The 15,945-nt window shown below is 70.1% G+C and carries 18 protein-coding genes; 4 read left to right on the top strand and 14 right to left on the bottom strand.

What is annotated here, in order from left to right:
• The first annotated feature begins 76 nt into the window (after nt 1–76).
• Nucleotides 77–733 (top strand): heme oxygenase (biliverdin-producing), encoded by a 657-nt coding sequence (locus NS283_RS06020; protein ID WP_058595974.1) that lies wholly within the window; start codon nt 77–79, stop codon nt 731–733.
• Here the strand turns inward: NS283_RS06020 and NS283_RS06025 are convergent.
• Nucleotides 721–2,103, bottom strand: coding sequence for an ATP-dependent DNA helicase (locus NS283_RS06025; RefSeq protein WP_058595975.1), 1,383 nt, complete (start codon nt 2,101–2,103; stop codon nt 721–723). The genes NS283_RS06020 and NS283_RS06025 overlap by 13 nt on opposite strands.
• Before the next feature lie 9 nt (nt 2,104–2,112).
• Nucleotides 2,113–2,547, bottom strand: a complete 435-nt coding sequence (locus tag NS283_RS06030) for a MerR family transcriptional regulator (RefSeq protein WP_058595976.1) — start codon at nt 2,545–2,547, stop codon at nt 2,113–2,115.
• 50 nt (nt 2,548–2,597) lie between these two features.
• On the opposite strand from NS283_RS06030, the gene NS283_RS06035 reads away from it, so the two are divergent.
• Entirely contained in the window at nt 2,598–3,449 is an 852-nt protein-coding gene (locus NS283_RS06035; protein ID WP_058595977.1) for an NAD(P)/FAD-dependent oxidoreductase, read from the top strand.
• Nucleotides 3,450–3,458: 9 nt separating this feature from the next.
• Nucleotides 3,459–4,538 (top strand): hypothetical protein, encoded by a 1,080-nt coding sequence (locus NS283_RS06040; protein WP_058595978.1) that lies wholly within the window; start codon nt 3,459–3,461, stop codon nt 4,536–4,538.
• Nucleotides 4,539–4,568: 30 nt separating this feature from the next.
• Here NS283_RS06040 and NS283_RS06045 read toward each other — a convergent pair whose 3' ends face one another.
• Entirely contained in the window at nt 4,569–6,563 is a 1,995-nt protein-coding gene (locus NS283_RS06045) for a cytochrome c oxidase assembly protein (protein WP_058595979.1), read from the bottom strand.
• Between the two features lie 220 nt (nt 6,564–6,783).
• Entirely contained in the window at nt 6,784–7,071 is a 288-nt protein-coding gene (locus NS283_RS06050) for an HU family DNA-binding protein (RefSeq protein ID WP_013584778.1), read from the bottom strand.
• Nucleotides 7,072–7,477: 406 nt separating this feature from the next.
• Here NS283_RS06050 and NS283_RS19205 point away from each other — a divergent pair, with 406 nt between their 5' ends.
• The gene (locus tag NS283_RS19205; RefSeq protein ID WP_058595980.1) at nt 7,478–8,920 is read left to right on the top strand and encodes a helix-turn-helix transcriptional regulator; all 1,443 of its coding nucleotides are present in this window, start codon (nt 7,478–7,480) and stop codon (nt 8,918–8,920) included.
• Between the two features lie 57 nt (nt 8,921–8,977).
• Here the strand turns inward: NS283_RS19205 and rpsN are convergent, their stop codons facing one another.
• The 10 genes from rpsN to NS283_RS06105 form a co-directional block, all read right to left on the bottom strand.
• Nucleotides 8,978–9,283 carry a 30S ribosomal protein S14 gene (gene rpsN, locus NS283_RS06060; protein WP_022878196.1) on the bottom strand — a complete coding sequence of 102 codons (306 nt, stop codon included), beginning with the start codon at nt 9,281–9,283 and terminating at the stop codon, nt 8,978–8,980.
• A 4-nt stretch (nt 9,284–9,287) separates the two neighbouring features.
• Nucleotides 9,288–9,458 (bottom strand): 50S ribosomal protein L33, encoded by a 171-nt coding sequence (gene rpmG, locus NS283_RS06065; RefSeq protein ID WP_013584775.1) that lies wholly within the window; start codon nt 9,456–9,458, stop codon nt 9,288–9,290.
• Nucleotides 9,458–9,694: a 50S ribosomal protein L28 gene (gene rpmB / locus NS283_RS06070; protein ID WP_013584774.1), complete on the bottom strand. Its 237-nt coding sequence runs from the start codon at nt 9,692–9,694 to the stop codon at nt 9,458–9,460. Before rpmB ends, rpmG begins: the two co-directional genes overlap by 1 nt.
• Nucleotides 9,695–9,936: 242 nt before the next feature.
• Nucleotides 9,937–10,611, bottom strand: a complete 675-nt coding sequence (locus tag NS283_RS06075) for a DNA-3-methyladenine glycosylase (protein ID WP_058595981.1) — start codon at nt 10,609–10,611, stop codon at nt 9,937–9,939.
• A complete protein-coding gene (locus tag NS283_RS06080; protein ID WP_058595982.1) occupies nt 10,608–12,038 on the bottom strand; it encodes a hypothetical protein in 1,431 nt (476 codons plus the stop codon). The genes NS283_RS06075 and NS283_RS06080 overlap by 4 nt, the downstream gene beginning before the upstream one ends.
• Nucleotides 12,028–12,885 carry a TIGR03943 family putative permease subunit gene (locus NS283_RS06085; RefSeq protein WP_058595983.1) on the bottom strand — a complete coding sequence of 286 codons (858 nt, stop codon included), beginning with the start codon at nt 12,883–12,885 and terminating at the stop codon, nt 12,028–12,030. The genes NS283_RS06080 and NS283_RS06085 overlap by 11 nt, the downstream gene beginning before the upstream one ends.
• Complete coding sequence (locus NS283_RS06090) at nt 12,878–13,906, bottom strand: permease (RefSeq protein WP_058595984.1); 1,029 nt, start codon at nt 13,904–13,906, stop codon at nt 12,878–12,880. Before NS283_RS06090 ends, NS283_RS06085 begins: the two co-directional genes overlap by 8 nt.
• Entirely contained in the window at nt 13,893–14,306 is a 414-nt protein-coding gene (locus NS283_RS06095) for a Fur family transcriptional regulator (RefSeq protein ID WP_058595985.1), read from the bottom strand. Before NS283_RS06095 ends, NS283_RS06090 begins: the two co-directional genes overlap by 14 nt.
• 42 nt (nt 14,307–14,348) lie before the next feature.
• Entirely contained in the window at nt 14,349–15,209 is an 861-nt protein-coding gene (locus NS283_RS06100; RefSeq protein WP_058595986.1) for a metal ABC transporter permease, read from the bottom strand.
• Nucleotides 15,206–15,945 (bottom strand): metal ABC transporter ATP-binding protein (locus NS283_RS06105; protein ID WP_058595987.1); only part of this gene is annotated, 740 nt, incomplete at its 5' end. The genes NS283_RS06105 and NS283_RS06100, both read right to left, overlap by 4 nt.

Genomic DNA, 15,945 nt, shown 5'->3' on the forward strand with positions numbered 1-15,945 from the left:
GCGGTGCGCCGATCAGCGGCGAAACCACAGGAAATCGGGGGTTAGGTTCACCTAACCCTGTGCGTATGATGTCCCCATGAACGCCGTCGTCCCGTTCTCCGCCGCTCTGCGCGAGCGCTGTTCCACCAGCGCGCATTCGACGAGCGAGTGCGACGGCTTCATGACCGACCTCCTCAACGGCACGGGATCCCGCGACGACTACATCGCCCTCATCGCGCAGCAGTGGTTCATCTACGAGGCCCTCGAGACGGCCGGCGAGCGCATGCGCCACGACCCGGTGGCATCCGTGTTCCTCAGCGACAAGCTCACCCGCCTGCCCGCCCTGGAGGCCGACCTCGCGTTCCTCCTCGGCTCCGACTGGCGTGGGCAGATCAACCCCCTGCCCACCACGCAGGCGTACGTGTCGCGGATCCGCCGCGTCGCCGCGACCTGGCCGGGGGGCTTCGTCGCGCACCACTACACGCGCTACCTCGGCGACCTGTCGGGCGGACCGTTCATCGGTCGCCTCATGCAGCGCCGCTTCGGCTTCGACACGAACGGGATCGGGTTCTTCCTGTTCGGCGACATCGCCGACCCGAGAGCCTTCAAGAATGTCTACCGCGAGCAGCTCGACGCCGTCCCGTGGGATGACGACGAGAAGGCGCGCGTCATCGACGAGGTGCTGGTGGCGTACCGGTTCAACACCGAGCTGTTCGCCGACCTCGCGCGCGCCAAGGCGGCTCAGGTCGCCTGAGCGCGATCGCCCTGCTGGCGTCCGAGCCACGCCTGCTTCATGAAGCGGCGCACGTCCTCGTCGACGCGGATGTCGCTCGGGCGCAGCGGCCGTGACAGGTAGAGGCCGTCGAGAGACGTCAGGCGACTGAGCGCGACGTAGGTCTGCCCGGGCGCGAAGGCCCCGGCACCCAGGTCGACGACCGCGCGGTCGTACGTCTTGCCCTGCGACTTGTGGATCGTGACGGCCCACGCGAGCCGGAGCGGGAACTGCGTGAACTCCGCGACGATCTCGCGCGAGAGGTTCTTCGTCCCCGGGTCGTACGCGTAGCGGTACCTCTCCCACACGGCGGGTTCGACATCGTGCTGGATGCCGTCGACCTCGACCCGCACGCTGTCGCCCGCGATGCGCGTCACCGTGCCGATCGTGCCGTTGACCCACCGCGGCGCCTCGCCGAACTGCGCGGAGTCGTTGCGGAGGAACATCACTTGCGCCCCCACCTTGAGCGTGAGTTCCATCTCGGCGGGATAGTTCGCCTCACCGCGTCCGAAGTCGCCCGAGATCTCGGCGTTCGCGGTCTGCGTGCGCCCCACGAGCTCCTCGAGATGGCGCCGGTTGATGCTATTGACGCGATCGTTGCGCGTCGCCAGCGTGATGATCGGGTGCTCGCCGTCGGCCGGGTGCGGGGGCGTGCGGGCTCCGGCGGTGTTCAGGATGCCGGCCATCTCGGCCGTCACGCGCCCGTAGCGCACCGCGTTGAGCAGCGTCTTGAAGCCCGGGTCGGACTGCCGGTGGATCTCGACGAGCTCGTTGACGTGCAGGTCGGCCCCGTGGCGCCCGATGTCGATCAGCCCGTCGCTCGCCGCCTCGCCCGACCACACCTTCGCGTCGAAGAACCAGAACGAGCGGTAGTGGTCGCGGATATAGCGCGCCTCGTCACCGCGCGGGGGGACGGGGGCGAGCTGGTACGGGTCGCCGAACATGACGATCTGAGTGCCGCCGAAGGGCTCGGCGCGCCGACCCCGCGCCTGACGGAGCGACCGGTCGATGGCATCCATGAGGTCGGCGTTCACCATCGAGATCTCGTCGATCACGAGCGTGTCGATCGCGTTCAGGATCTTGCGGGTCGCGTCGTTCTGGTCGATGTCGCCGTTCGCGATCAGGCCGATCGGCAGACGGAACAGCGAGTGGATCGTCTGCCCCTCGACGTTGAGCGCCGCCACGCCCGTCGGTGCGCACACGGCGATCTGCTTCTGCGTGTTCCACGCGAGGTGCTGCAGCAGCGTCGACTTTCCCGTGCCCGCGCGCCCGGTCACGAAGACGTGCTCCCGCGTGTCTTCGATCAGCCGGAACAGCGCCTGCTGCTCGGCGGAAAGAGGCGGGGTGGTCACCGATTCATGCTAGTTCGCGGGACGATCGCGGGGCGGCTCGGTGTGGACAAGCAGCCACTGCGCCTCTCCCGACAGGACGTCGGACACATGGCTGCGGAAGCGCGGGCACTGCGTGATGTCGTGCGATCGGCACCTCAGCGCATGCTCGGTCATCGCCCTCGCCTCCGCGATGTCGGCGGCACGACGATCGAGTTCGGCGATGTGCTCCTCCAGCACACGGTGCCGATCCGGCGCATCCCGCTCGAGCAGGACGCGGATCTGCTCGAGCGACATTCCCGCGGCCTTGTTGCGCAGGATGATCGCGATCCGGACGCTGTCGTCGTCCGAGTAGCGGCGTCGGCCGCCGGCATCCCGATCCGGATGCAACAGCCCTTCGTCCTCCCAGTAGCGCAGCACGTGCGTGTCGAGCCCGAACCGCGCCGCGGCCTCCCCGATTGACTTCATGTCGACATGAAGTCGCACGATGGTCTCGAACGCAAGCGAAGGAGTTCCTCATGTACGACGCGATCATCATCGGCGGCGGCCCGGCTGGCCTGCAGGCGGCCCTCACGCTCGGACGCATGCACCGGCGGACCCTGCTGCTCGACTCCGGCGAGTACCGCAACGGGACGGTGCCGCACGCGCACAACCTGCTCACCAACGACGGCCGCGACCCGGCCGAGCTCCGCCGACTCGGACGTGCGGAGATCGCCGCGTACGAGACGGTCCGGATCCAGGATGCCGCCGCCACCGAGATCACCCGGGTCGACGCGAACCTGGTGGTCACGGTCGCCGGCACCCCGGTGCGGACCCGAGCCGTGATCCTCGCGACCGGACTCACCGACGATCTGCCGCCGATCCCCGGGCTCGCCGACCGCTGGGGCGACCGCGTCGCGAACTGCCCGTTCTGCCACGGCCACGAGTTCGCCGGTCAGCGCGTCGCGGTGCTCAACGGCACCGCACACGCGGCGATGCTGGCCGCGATGCTCGAGCCGGTGGCATCCGAGATCGTCGTCCTCGACCCGGTTCGGGTGCGGGAGGTGGGCGACTCCCCGGCGGGGCTGCGGCTGCACCTCGACGACGGCACGACCGAGGATGTCGCCGGAGCCTTCGTGGCACCCGTCTCTGGCCAGCGCGCACCGTTCGCGGACCAGCTCGGGCTGGAGCGGCAGGAGTCGGGAGCCGTCCGCGTCGACCCCTTCGGACGCACGGGCGTCGACGGCGTCTACGCGGTGGGCGACATGGCCCAGCCCGACCATTTCATGGGGCCGATGGCGTCGCTCGCGAACGCGATCGCGGCGGGCCAGCTCGCGGCGGTCGCCGTCGTGCAGGCGGACGCACAGGTGCGGGTGGCGTCCCATTCTTAAACTGGGTATGTGGACAACGCAGGCGGGGGCCCCGCGACGCCCGAGGGTGTCCGCTTTGCGCGCCCGCGTCTCGCCCTCGAGCTGACCGCGCTCGGGGTCGTCGGCGTACTGCTGGTCCTCGCGCTGGCCGCCGGCGCGGGCGCCCTGTACCGCGAGGTGTACAGCCCGCGGGCTTTCGTCCGGCACTACCTCGAGCTGCTCGAGAATCACCGCGCGGCCGAAGCGCTCGCCGTCCCCGGGGTCGCGATCGACGCCGCGGAGCTCGAGGCGGCGGGCCTCCCGTCGACGGCCTCCGAGGCGCTCCTGCGACCCGACGCCCTGGGCACCCTCTCCGACGCCGAGATCGTCGACGAGACGGTCGACGGCGACATCACGCGGGTGAGCGTCACCTATCGCGCGGGCACCCACGAGGGCCGCACGACCTTCGCGGTGAAGAGCGACGGCGAGACCGGATTCCTCCCGCGCTGGCGCTTCGCGACCAGCCCCCTTGCCGTCGTCGACCTGTCGGTCCGGGGTTCGATGCGGTTCTCGGTCAACGGTTTCGAGGTCGACAAGCGCCAGGTCTCGGTCGACGGAGCGGATGCCGATCCCTCGGCCGCCGTTCCCCTGCTGGTGTTCTCGCCCGGTCTGTATTCGGTGGCGGTCGACACCGCGATCTCGGCGACCCCGGGCGTCGCGGTACTGGCGGATGCGCCCCTGACGGGGGTTCCGGTCGACGTTCAGGCCGAACCCACCGACGAGTTCATCTCGGTCGTGCAGCAGCGCGTCGAGGACTTCCTCACCACCTGCGCCGAGCAGAAGGTGCTGCAGCCGACCGGGTGCCCCTTCGGCTACACCGTGCGCAATCGCATCGAGGGGGCACCCTCGTGGTCGATCGCCCAGCAGCCGAAGGTGACGATCGTCCCCGACGGCGCGGGCTGGCGCATCCCGTCCACCGGCGCCGTCGCGCACATCGACGTCGACATCCGCTCGATCTTCGACGGCTCGATCCGCAACGTCGACGAGGACGTCCCCTTCAGCGTCGACGGCAAGATCACCGTGCTCCCCGACGGCACGGCATCCATCCTCGTCAGCGGCAGCTCCGACTGACCGGCGTCTCCCGCGGGTGAGGGGCGTCCGTCAGCTGCGACGGGCGGCGTCGCGCTCGGCCGCCCGGGCGTCGCGCTCCGCGAGCCGCGCGAGCTCTTCGTTGTAGGCGTCGAGCTCGAGGTCGCCGACGCGGTCGACGTGGCGGTCGCGTCGGCGCTGCTGGCGCTCGTCGCTACGACTCCACTGGATCGCGACGGTGATCGCGAGGATCAGGGTCGGGATCTCGCCGACCGACCACGCCACGCCGCCGCCGGCGTACTGATCCTCGAGGGGTGTCGGCCCCCACGTGCGCCCCATCGCCCCGAACCACTCGGCGACCATCAAGCCGGAGTTCATCATGATCGCGATGCCGAAGAACGCGTGCATGGCCATGATCGCGATGAGCACGAGGAGCCGCATCGGGTAGGGCAGACGGTACGGGACCGGGTCGATCCCGATGAGGCTCAGCACGAACAGGTAGCCCGTGATGAGGAAGTGGGCGACCATCCAGATGTGCCCGAGGTGGTCGTACAGCGACCAGCGGAACAGATCGGTGTAGTAGAAGGCCCAGAGCGAGCCGATGAACAGTCCGGCGGCGACATAGGGGTTCGTGAGCACCTTGGCGACCGGATTGTGGACGGCCCAGAGGATCCACTCGCGACCGCCGCGCGTGCCGTCGTCGCGCTTGCGGATCGCGCGGGCCGCAAGGGTCACCGGCGCCCCCGAGACCAGCATGAGCGGGATCGCCATCGACAGCAGCATGTGCCCGATCATGTGCATGCTGAACAGGTAGTCCTGGTAGACGTTCACCGGCCCCGAGGTGATCCAGAACACCGCGAGCATGCCCAGGCACCACAGCACCGTCCGGTAGATCGGCCAGCTGTCGCCGCGGCGGCGCAGACGCCACACGCCGGCGAGGTAGAAGAAGAGTCCGAAAGCGACGACGAATGCCCAGAGCAGGTCGATGTCCCAGCTGGTGAACCAGCGTTCGATCGTCAGCTCGGGCGGCAACGGCGAGCCCGTGAGGATCTCGGCGGGAGTCTGGCCCACCAGCGGCGGAGCGATCGGAGGAGGGGTGCGGGCGAGGGCTGCGGCCGCACCGCTCGCGATCCCCATGAAGACGAGCTCGACGACGATGATCGCCCAGAAGCGCCGCGAGCCCTGCTCGTCGGCCATGCGCGAGATCAGGCGGCGGCGGTACCACGCGCCCAGCACACCCATCGCGAGCAGCGCCGCGACCTTGACGAGGACCAGGATGCCGTAGGGCGAGAACAGGTTCTCCCAGCCCAGCAGGCCGATCGAGGCGCGCACCGTGCCCGAGACGGCCACGACGACGAACGCCGCGAGGGCGATCGACGAGTACCGCAGCAGCGTGGTCTGCAGTTGCGTCCGCGACATGGCGGGGCGCACGACGACGAGCAGCACCAGGCCGCCCAGCCAGACGGCGGCGGCGATGATGTGCAGCACGAGCGAGGTCACGGCCGCCGTGTGGCTCGCCTCGGTGCCGGCGTGGCCCTGCGTGCCCATCGGGACGAGCGACGCCAGCGCGAGGATCGCGACGATCATCGTCGGAACCCAGGAGCGCACGGCGAAGGTCAGCACGGTCAGCACCGCACCGGCGATCGTGGTGATCAGCCAGGCGGGGCCGATCTCGCTCTCGACGAGGAAGCGGCCGAGCTGCTGGCCGAAGAGCGGGTCGAGCGTCGGCTTCGCGTTGATGATGTTGAGGAAGGTCAGATAGCCGGTCGCGGCCGAGGCGACCGTGAAGATCGCGGCACCGATCGAGGCGGTGTCGAGGGCGAGCTCGAAGGGGCGTTCCCCGGCCTTCAGGGCGAACAGCGCGAGCACCAGGGAGCCGACCATCGTCGCCGCTGACAGGTTGACCACGAGCGTGGCCAGCGGCAGTCCCCATCGCACCACGGGACCGGGGTCTGCGAGCAGGGGCGCAGCGGCGCCGCCGCCGTACGCCAGGCCCGCGACGACGGCGATCAGCGAGACCGCGACCAGGATGACGGGTCCCGCCACGCGGAGGGCACGGGCGTTCACCCACCCAGACTACGTCGGCGCGCGCACGCGAGGACGCGGAGCGGCGTCGGAGGCATCGACGAAGGACGATATCGAACGATTCGGGTCGAATGATCTCGGGTCGAACGATCCCGGGTCGAGCGCTCTTGCGCCGGACGCTCTTGCGCCGGACGCTCTCGCGCCGGACGAAGACAGAGGGGGATGCCTCTCGGCATCCCCCTCTGTGCGGTGCGGCGACGTCTTACTTGACGGCAGCCTTGAGCTTCGAGCCCGCGGTGACCTTGACGCGCTTGCCGGCGGGGATCGAGATCTCTTCACCGGTCTGCGGGTTGCGGCCCGTGCGAGCGGACGTGGCGACCTGCTCGAAGGCGATCCAGCCGGGGATCGAAACCTTGCTGCCCTTGGCGACCGCCTCGGAGACGGTGGAGAAGAGGGAGTCGAGCACGCCCGACACGGCGGACTGGCTCTGCCCGGTCGCGCTGGCGATGCTCGCGACGAGCTCGGTCTTGGTGATGGACTTGTCAGCCATGTGGTTGTCCTCCAGGCGACGTTGTCGTCGCCTCTCGTTACATCGGACGAGGAGGAATTCTCCTCGGTGGTCGGGAGACCGCCTCGACAGTATCAACCGAACCGCGGAATTACGGGGATTTTGAGGGATTTCCCCCTCGAATGCACCGGCGTGTCGCTCGAAACGGGCCCGACCCGGCCCCGGTGAGAGTGAAGGCCCGCCTCCTCGCGTCCTCGGGCGAAGAAGCCGGGCGAAGCGACCGAGCGATACGGGTGACCTCGGACGTGAATGAGAGCGGTATATCCCCGGAGGGGCGCGAGATGCGGGTGAGCGGCTTTCGTATGTTGGGGGCTCGACGGGTCATGTGCCTCGCACCATCGGAGGGTCCGGGCGCCCTCTCCGACTCCCGTCGGGAGAGGGGGGCGCCATGCCGAACACGCAGAGATCCATCGACGCCCGGGCCGCCTTCCACGCGGCGGTCGTCACGACCGCGGCCCGGTTGGCCCCCGGGCACGGGATTCCGGAGCAGCGCCACCTCGCCCTCCTGGCCGAAGCACCGCCGCCCCCGCTTCCTCGCGTCTGGACCGACACGGCGGCGCTGACCCTTGCCGCCGTCCTGGTGTCGCGGGCGCGCCGAGATGCCCTCTCCGAGGGGCTCTCGCTCATCGATCGGTACTTCGTCGACACCCGCCTCACCCGCGAAGCCACCCTGTCCGACGACGCGCGCGCGCATCTGCTCGCGGCCGCCGGCGAGTACTGCTGCGCCATCGGCTGGCCACAGGTCGGCGCACAGTACGGCGCCGAAGCTCTGCTCTTCGCCGACACCGACCCGGTCCGGTACCGCGCCCACGCCGTTCTCGCCCTGGGCCATGCCCTCAATGGCGAGTACGAGAGCAGCGAGAACGACAGGGCCGCCGCTCAGGCGCTCTTCACCGACAATGCCTGGCCTGACGATGAGATCGACTACCTCGTCCTGCTCGCGGAATCCCTCGTGGCCGCGGCCTGGATGCAGCCGGAGCGTCTCGTGGCGGTCTCCACGATCCTGCACGAGACCCGGCCGGACGACCCGTACTGGGACTACTCCGCCCGCGCCATCGACGTCATGCGGGGCCTCGTCGAGCGCGACTACTCGGGAGCTCTCGCCGCGAACTGGCAGCTGTCGTATGGTTCACGGCGCCACCGCAGCCACCGCATGATCCGCGACTTCCTCACGTGCATCCGGTCCGACATCCTCGTCGCGCGAGGTGAGTACGCCGAGGCTCTGGCGACTCTTTCCACCGGACAGACTCCGCCCGGACACGGGATCTGCTTCCCGATGCAGCGCTCGGTGGCGCTGCTCCTCCTCGGACGCGACCGCGAACTGCTCGCCGAGACCGAGGCGTGCGTGGCCGACGAGACCGACCACTGCTTACGCACCCTGACTCCCACGCTGCTGCGTCGCGCGATCGCATTCGCGCGTATCGGGTCCGCGCGACGCGCCGCGCAGAGCATGGAAGCGGCCCTGCTGCTGATCTCGCGGACCGGGGGCTCGATCACGCCGTTCATCATGCTGCCCCTGGGCGAGACGCTGGCCCTGTTCGACGAGGTGGTGAGCGCTCGACCAGAGCTCGGACCCCTCGTCACCGGCATCCGGGACTTCCTGCCCTCGGTCGCCGCACCGTCGCTGAACCCCGCTGAAGCCATCGGGCTCACCCCCACCGAGCGGGAACTGGCGGTGCTGCTCTCGTCGGACCGGAACCTGGCCGACATCGCCCGCGAGAGGGGTGTGTCTCTCAACACCGTCAAGAGCCAGGTGCGTTCCATCTACGCCAAGCTCGGCGTCAGCGGGCGCGCGGAGGCCGTGGGAGAACTCCTGAGACGGACGTTCTGAACGGCGAAGGGCGGGAGCCCCTCTCGGGACCCCCGCCCTTCGCGGTGGTACTGGTGCTTACCAGGACGACTTGGTCACACCGGGCAGTTCGCCACGGTGGGCCATGTCACGGAAGCGGACGCGCGAGACGCCGAACTTCGTGAGGACACCACGGGGGCGGCCGTCGATGACGTCGCGGCTGCGCACGCGCGCGGGCGACGCGTTGCGGGGCAGCTTCTGCAGGCCCACGCGGGCGGCCTCGCGGGCCTCGTCGGTCGCGTTGGGGTCGACCAGGGTCTTCTTCAGCTCGGCGCGCTTCGCGGCGTAGCGCTCGACGACGACCTTGCGCTGCTCGTTGCGCGCGATCTTGCTCTTCTTAGCCATGTGCTTAGCGCTCCTCTCGGAAGTCGACGTGCTTGCGGACCACGGGGTCGTACTTCTTGAGCACGATGCGGTCGGGGTTGTTGCGGCGGTTCTTGCGCGTCACGTAGGTGTACCCCGTGCCGGCGGTCGAACGCAGCTTGATGATCGGACGGACGTCCTGAGCCTTCTTCGCCATTACAGCTTCACGCCCTTCGCCTGCAGGTCACGGACGACGGCTTCGATACCGCGCGCGTCGATGACCTTGATGCCCTTCGCCGAGACGTTGAGCTTGATGTTGCGACCCAGCGACGGAACGAAGTAGGTCTTCTTCTGCACGTTCGGGTCGAAGCGGCGCTTCGTCCGGCGGTGCGAGTGCGAGATGTTGTGACCGAAGCCGGGAACCGCTCCAGTCACCTGGCACACTGCTGCCATGGTGATGTCTCCTTCTGTACCGTGACACCGGACGGTGCCACCCAAGATCCCTTGTCTGCACCCCGTCTGAGCACGACGGAGGGCCGGGATCAGGAGGAGGGGTGCGAACTGCGTGCTGGAGTGCGCGCAGACAAGGGGTCAGTCTAGCACGGACGGCGTGTCGCCTTGACTCCCGGTGGCTTCGACAGGCTCAGCCACCTGCGCCGTGGAGGTCCCAGAGCATATTGAAGGGACCGGGTCCCTCACTCCCCCGTCGCCTCCGCGGCACCGCGGCCCCAGCGGAACGCCGACACCGTGGCATCCCCCTCGATCCAGAAGCGCCAGGGGAACGCGGCGGTGCCGGCGACACCGGCCACCCCGACGCGCGGGCCGGTCGCGATGCGGGCCACCGGTTCGTCCGGCCATCGGAGCCGCGCGCGGGCGCCGGCGCGGACCTCACCGGTCACCGCGTCGATCCCGTCGTGCAGCGGATGCCGAAGGCCCACCGCGTCGCCCAGACGACCGGGACCCCGGGCGAGGTCGCGCGCGGCACGAACGACACCGCGGCGCTCGAGACGACGCCTCTCGGCGACCGGTGCCCCCTCGATGATCTCGCCGCCGCGCAGCAGCACACCACCGGCGACACCCTCGGGCCCGCAGACGACGTTGACGCAGGAATGGATGCCGTGGCTCAGGTAGACGTAAAGATGACCGGGCTCGCCCCACATCGTGGCATTGCGAGCGGTCGGACCCATCCGTGCGTGCGAGCCCGGATCGGGCCGTTCCCCCGTGCCGAGACCGTGATACGCCTCGACCTCGGTGAGACGGACGGCGACGCGTTCTCCCTCGACCTCGGTCTCGAGCACGGCGCCCAGCAGCGAGGGGGCGACCTCGACCGGGAGCCCCGCGAGCTCGTCGCGCGTCGCGAACCGCGTCATCCGGGCGGGACCTGGCACCACGAGAGGTCGAAGCCCTCGAGGGCGACGAGCTGCTGGCCGGTGTCGATCTCGACGAGGTGCGTCTGCAGCTTCCCGGGGAGGGGCAGTTGGTAGCGGTCGAAGGGGTTGTTCACGGCGCCCGGGGCCACCAGGACCGCGGCGTAACGCCCACTCGGCGAGACGCACGTCTGCAGGACCGTGTCGGTTCCCGGCACGTCGAGCAGCTGACGCACCGTCCCGTCGCTGCTGACGTGCCCGACGATGGTCGAGCGATAGGCGCCGTCCGACCCGATGTCGGCGAACGACCGGACGGTTCCCGCGTCGAGACCGGGGACGGGCGTCGCGCGGCCCGTTCTTCCCGGAGGGTCGACCGGGTCGACGAGGGCTTCCTCCGAACCGTCCGTGAGGTTGATCTCGCGCACTCCTTCGAGGCGTTCGACGATCGCCACCGACGACCCGCGAGCGATGCCGTCGATCGCCACCGCGCTGCCGAGCGGAGCGGCGTTCCCGCCCACCGCGTCGGTCAGGAGGAGCCGCGAGTCGAACGTCAGCACGAGCATGCTGTCGGTGTCGGGCACGAAACGCCAGTCGGCGATGCGCACATCGCCCCCGTTGAGGCCCACCTCGACCGGGGCGTCCTCGGTCGCGGCCGAGGCCGTGAAGAGCCGGCTCTCGCGTCCGCCCGCGGCGCCGAGAGTGGCATCCGAGAAGGTGAAACCGAAGCGCTCTCCGCGATCCGCCGACTGCAGGTTCGAGACGAAGCCGGGGCCGGGCAGGGTCACGTCGCGCGGATTCTTCCCGTCGAGATCGGTGACGATCACGCGGGCGGTGTCGTTGTCGCGTGTGGAGATGACGAGGTGGTTCGCCGTCGTCCGGAAATCCTCGATGTGCGGGTCGGTGAACACCGGGAGCCCGGCCTTGCCCTCGAGGTCGGTGCGGAAGATCGTGTCGCCCTCGGGCGTCCCGCGCTGCATCAGGTACGCCTGCAGGGCAGGCGTACGGAACGTCTCGGTGAGGGTCGCTCCGGGCCCCGCGCCGAGACCCTTCACGTCGTTCACGGTGACGCGGTAGTCGGAGTCGTCGCGCAGCGGCAGCGTGAAGCGGATGCCGACGCTGCGTCCGGAGGTGTCGACGGTGAACGGCGTCGCCGGCTCCACCTCGACCTGCGAGGGATCCACCTTCTCGAGCGACTGGGTCGTGGTGAGGATGACGCGGGATCCGGATGCCGCGATGCCGGCGGCCGGATCGACCTGCACGTCCGTGACGCGGGGTCCCTGCGCGACGGCGACGACGCCGCCCACCCCGCCCACGAGCACGAGGGTCAGCAGCACCACGCCGAACGCGGCGAGGTAACCGCGACCCTGGCGTCGGCGCGCCCGCGCGCGACGAGAGTCCGCGCCGCCCCGGCGCCGGGTGTCAGTACTCATAGGGGTCCGCCGGCTCGTCGATCGCGGCCACCTGGTCGGCGTGCACCTCGAGCTTGCCGTCGCCGCTCGAACGCACCGTCCCGGTCACCGTCACCCACTGCCCGCTCGCCGGGGCGTCGCCGGTCGCCGCGATCGGCAGACGCGCGGTCTGGGCGTCGATGACGCAGTGCGTGATGACGAGTCGCGTGAGGTCGAAGCTCGCCCCGTCACCGCCGGGGGTGATGAAGCCGGTCAGGGTGACGGGCTTGCCGTCGAAGGTCTCGGGATTCGTCGCGTGGGCGAAGACCGCCGACCAGTCGCCGACGCCGAACTTCGAGGTGTCGCCGGACGCGGCCAGGGTGATCACGTCGGAACCGGCGAACAGGGGCGCCGCCCCCACGTCGCGCGAGACCGCGAGCTCGGTCGAGAGCGAGGCCGCGGGTGTGAGCAGCACGGCGACGACGGCGGTCGAGGCCAGCACGCCCCCGGTGAACGCGGCGATTCCCGCCGGCGTCAGGCGTGGACGGGCCGCGAGGTGCTCGTGCGCGGCGTGGTCGTGGGCGTCGGCCGGGTCGGAGTGCTCGTGGTCGGCGTGCGCGAAGGCCTCGCGGCGCGCCGAGGCGGCCGCGGGGGCGTGACCGTGCTCGTGGTCGTGCCCGTGATCGGCTTCAGCCCCGAGCGGGAGGGCGAACGACGCGATCGCGCCGATCAGCGCGACGACCGACATCCCGACGGCGAACCAGGCGGAGTCGGGGTTGATGTAGAGCGACATCCGCCCCGTGACCCACAGCGTGATCGTCGTGATCGACAGGCAGGCCGTGAGACCCACTCCCAGCCAGCGTGTCGCGAGGGCACCGGTCTTAGACAAGGAGGTTCACCACCGTTCCGAGCGAGAACGCGAAGAGCACGACGACCACCGTCATCCCCACCAGCACGCGCGTCGAGAAGGTGGTGCGCAGCAGCGCCATCATCTTGAGGTCGATGATCGGCCCCACGACGAGGAAGGCGACGATGGAGCCCGGGGTGAACGTCGAGGCGAACGACAGCGCGAAGAACGCGTCGACGTTCGAGCACAGCGACACCACGATCGCCAAAGCCATCATCGCGGCGATGGAGAGGGCCGGGTCGGACCCGATCGCCAGCAGCGCGCTGCGCGGCACGAGCACCTGGACGGCGCCCGCGAGCAGCGAGCCGATGATGAGGGCCGGCATCACCGACCGCAGCTCGACGACGAACTGCGCGAGCGTGCGCCTCCCGCGGTCGCCGCGCTCCTGCACGACGATCTCGCACGTCTCGAGGAAGCGCTCGGTGAGCAGCTTGTCGGGATCCGGATGCCGGCTGTACAGCCACCCGATGAGGTTGGCGACGAGGAACCCGCCGATCAGGCGCGCGACGAGGATGCCGTCGCTGAAGCCGAACGCCGCGTGCGTGGAGATGATCACGATGGGGTTCACGATGGGCGCGGCGACGAGGAACGTGAGGGTGTCCGAGACCCCGAAGCCGCGCATGAGCAGGCCCCGGGCGAAGGGGACGTTGCCGCACTCGCAGACGGGGATGAACATGCCCAGCAGCGACAGCACGGCTCGGCGCGCCCACGGCGCGCGCGGCATCCATCTCTCGATCGTCCCCGGCGGCACCCATACCTGCACGATGATCGACAGCACCACGCCGAGCACGACGAAGGGCAGCGACTCGATCAGCACGCTGAGGGCGAGGGTCAGCCCGTCCTGCGCGCGGATGGGCAGCGGCTGCGCGAAGAAGGTCGGTGCGAACGCGTCGACGAGGAACAGCGCCGCGATGATCACGACACCCAGGCCGAGAGCGACGAGGGTGCGGGAGGCGCCGGTGCGCTGCGGCGACGGCGTCGCGGGGCGACTAGTCGTCGCCACGCTCGCGGGCGCGCGCCTGCGCGCAGTCGGCGCAGATGCCGAAGATGTCGACCACGTGCTCGGCCTCGGTGAAACCGTGCTGCGCGGCGGTGCGCTGGGCCCACTCCTCGACGGCGTCGGCCTCGATCTCGACCGCGACGCCGCACGAGCGGCAGATCAGGTGGTGGTGGTGTCCGCGGGTCTCGCACGCGCGGAAGAGGTTCTCGCCCTCGGGGCTCTGCAGCGAGTCGGCGTCGCCCTGAGCGGCGAGGCCCGCGAGAGCGCGGTACACGGTCGCCAAGCCGATGCCGGTGTTCTCGTCGCGCAGCGTCGCGTGCAGCGTCTGGGCGCTGACGAAGCCTCCCGCACCGGAGAGGGCTTCGCGCACCCGCTCTCGCTGCCACGTGTTGCGCTGGACCATGGCCCCGAGTTTAGCCAGGTCGTCGGTGAATCGGCTGGGCGCCTACACGGCCCTGGTCGTGCGATCGCGGCGCGCGCCGATCACGCGGCAGACGAGGTAGATCGCGAACGAGATGGTCGTGATGTAGGGGCTCACCGGGAGGGTTCCCGCCACCGCGAGGAGGACGCCGCCCACCGCGGACACGAAGCCGAACAGGGCTGCCAGCAGCGGCACCGAGAGCGGCCCGGACGACACGCGCATCGCGGCGGCGGCCGGGGTGACGAGCAGGGCCATCACGAGCAGAGCGCCGATGATGTGCACCGCCACGGCGACGATGAGCCCGAGCAGCAGCATGAACACCAGCGACACCGCGGTGGTGTTCACCCCGCGCGCGGCGGCGGACTGCGGGTCGAGGGAATCGAAGCGCAGCGGTCGCCAGACCAGCAGCAGCGCGACCAGCACGATCGCCCCGATCGCCACGAGCCACCCGAGCTGTCCGCTCTGCACCGACACGATCTGCCCGGTCAGCAGGCTGAACCGGGTGGCGCTGCGTCCGTTGTAGAGCGACAGGCACAGGATGCCGACCCCCAAGCCGAACGGCATGAGCACGCCGATGATCGAGTTGCGGTCGCGCGCGCGGGCCCCGAGCACGCCGATGAGCGCCGCCGCGATGAGGGAGCCGACGATCGAGCCCGAGACGACGTCCGCGCCGATGAGCAGAGCGACCGCCGCCCCCGCGAACGACAGTTCGCTGATGCCGTGGACAGCGAAGGCCATGTCGCGCTGCATGACGAAGACGCCGATCAGACCGCCGACCAGGCCCAGGACGGCCCCCGCGTAGACGGAGTTCTGCACGAGCTCGAGGATCGCGCCGTACTGGCTCACGCCCCCGAAGAGGGCGTTGCCGACGTCGGACCAGTTCATGCGTGATCCTCGTCGTGGTGATGGTGGTGGGCCTCATCGGCATCCGGGGCTCCGACGACGATGAGCTGCCCGCCGGCGCGCACCACGAAGACCGGGGCACCGTAGAGCGCCGACAGCGTCTCGGTGGTGAGCACCTCGTCGGGGGTGCCGAGGGTGAAGCGGCCGTTCGCGATGTAGAGGATGCGATCGACGCGTGAGAGCACGGGGTTGATGTCATGGGTGACCAACAGCACGGCCGCGTCGCGCTCGCGGCGGTGCCGGTCGATGAGCCGGACGACGGCCTGCTGGTTCGCGAGGTCGAGGCTGGTGAGCGGCTCGTCGCAGAGCAGGAGAGCGGGATCGTCGGCGAGAGCCTGGCCCACGCGGAGACGCTGCTGCTCGCCGCCCGACAACAGACCGACGGGGCGGTCGCCGAAGGCGGTGGCTCCCACCGCGTCGAGGAGTTCGTCGATGCGCGCGCGGTCCTTCTTGCGCGAGAGCGGCAGGCCGAAGCGATGGCCGTCGACCCCGAGACCCACGATGTCGCGCCCGCGCAGAGGCGTCTCGCGCGGCAGGGGGCGCTGCTGCGGGATGTAACCGATGCGGCGGTTGCCGGCGCGGCGCACCGGTTCGCCGAGCGCCTCGATGGATCCCGCGCTCAACCGCTCGAGGCCGAGGATCGCGCGAAGCAGCGTGGTCTTGCCCGAGCCGCTCGGTCCGAGGACGGCGACGAGCTCGCCGGGCTCGACCTCGAGGT

Source organism: Microbacterium testaceum, assembly GCF_001476285.1.
Taxonomy (GTDB): Bacteria; Actinomycetota; Actinomycetes; order Actinomycetales; family Microbacteriaceae; genus Microbacterium; species Microbacterium testaceum_B.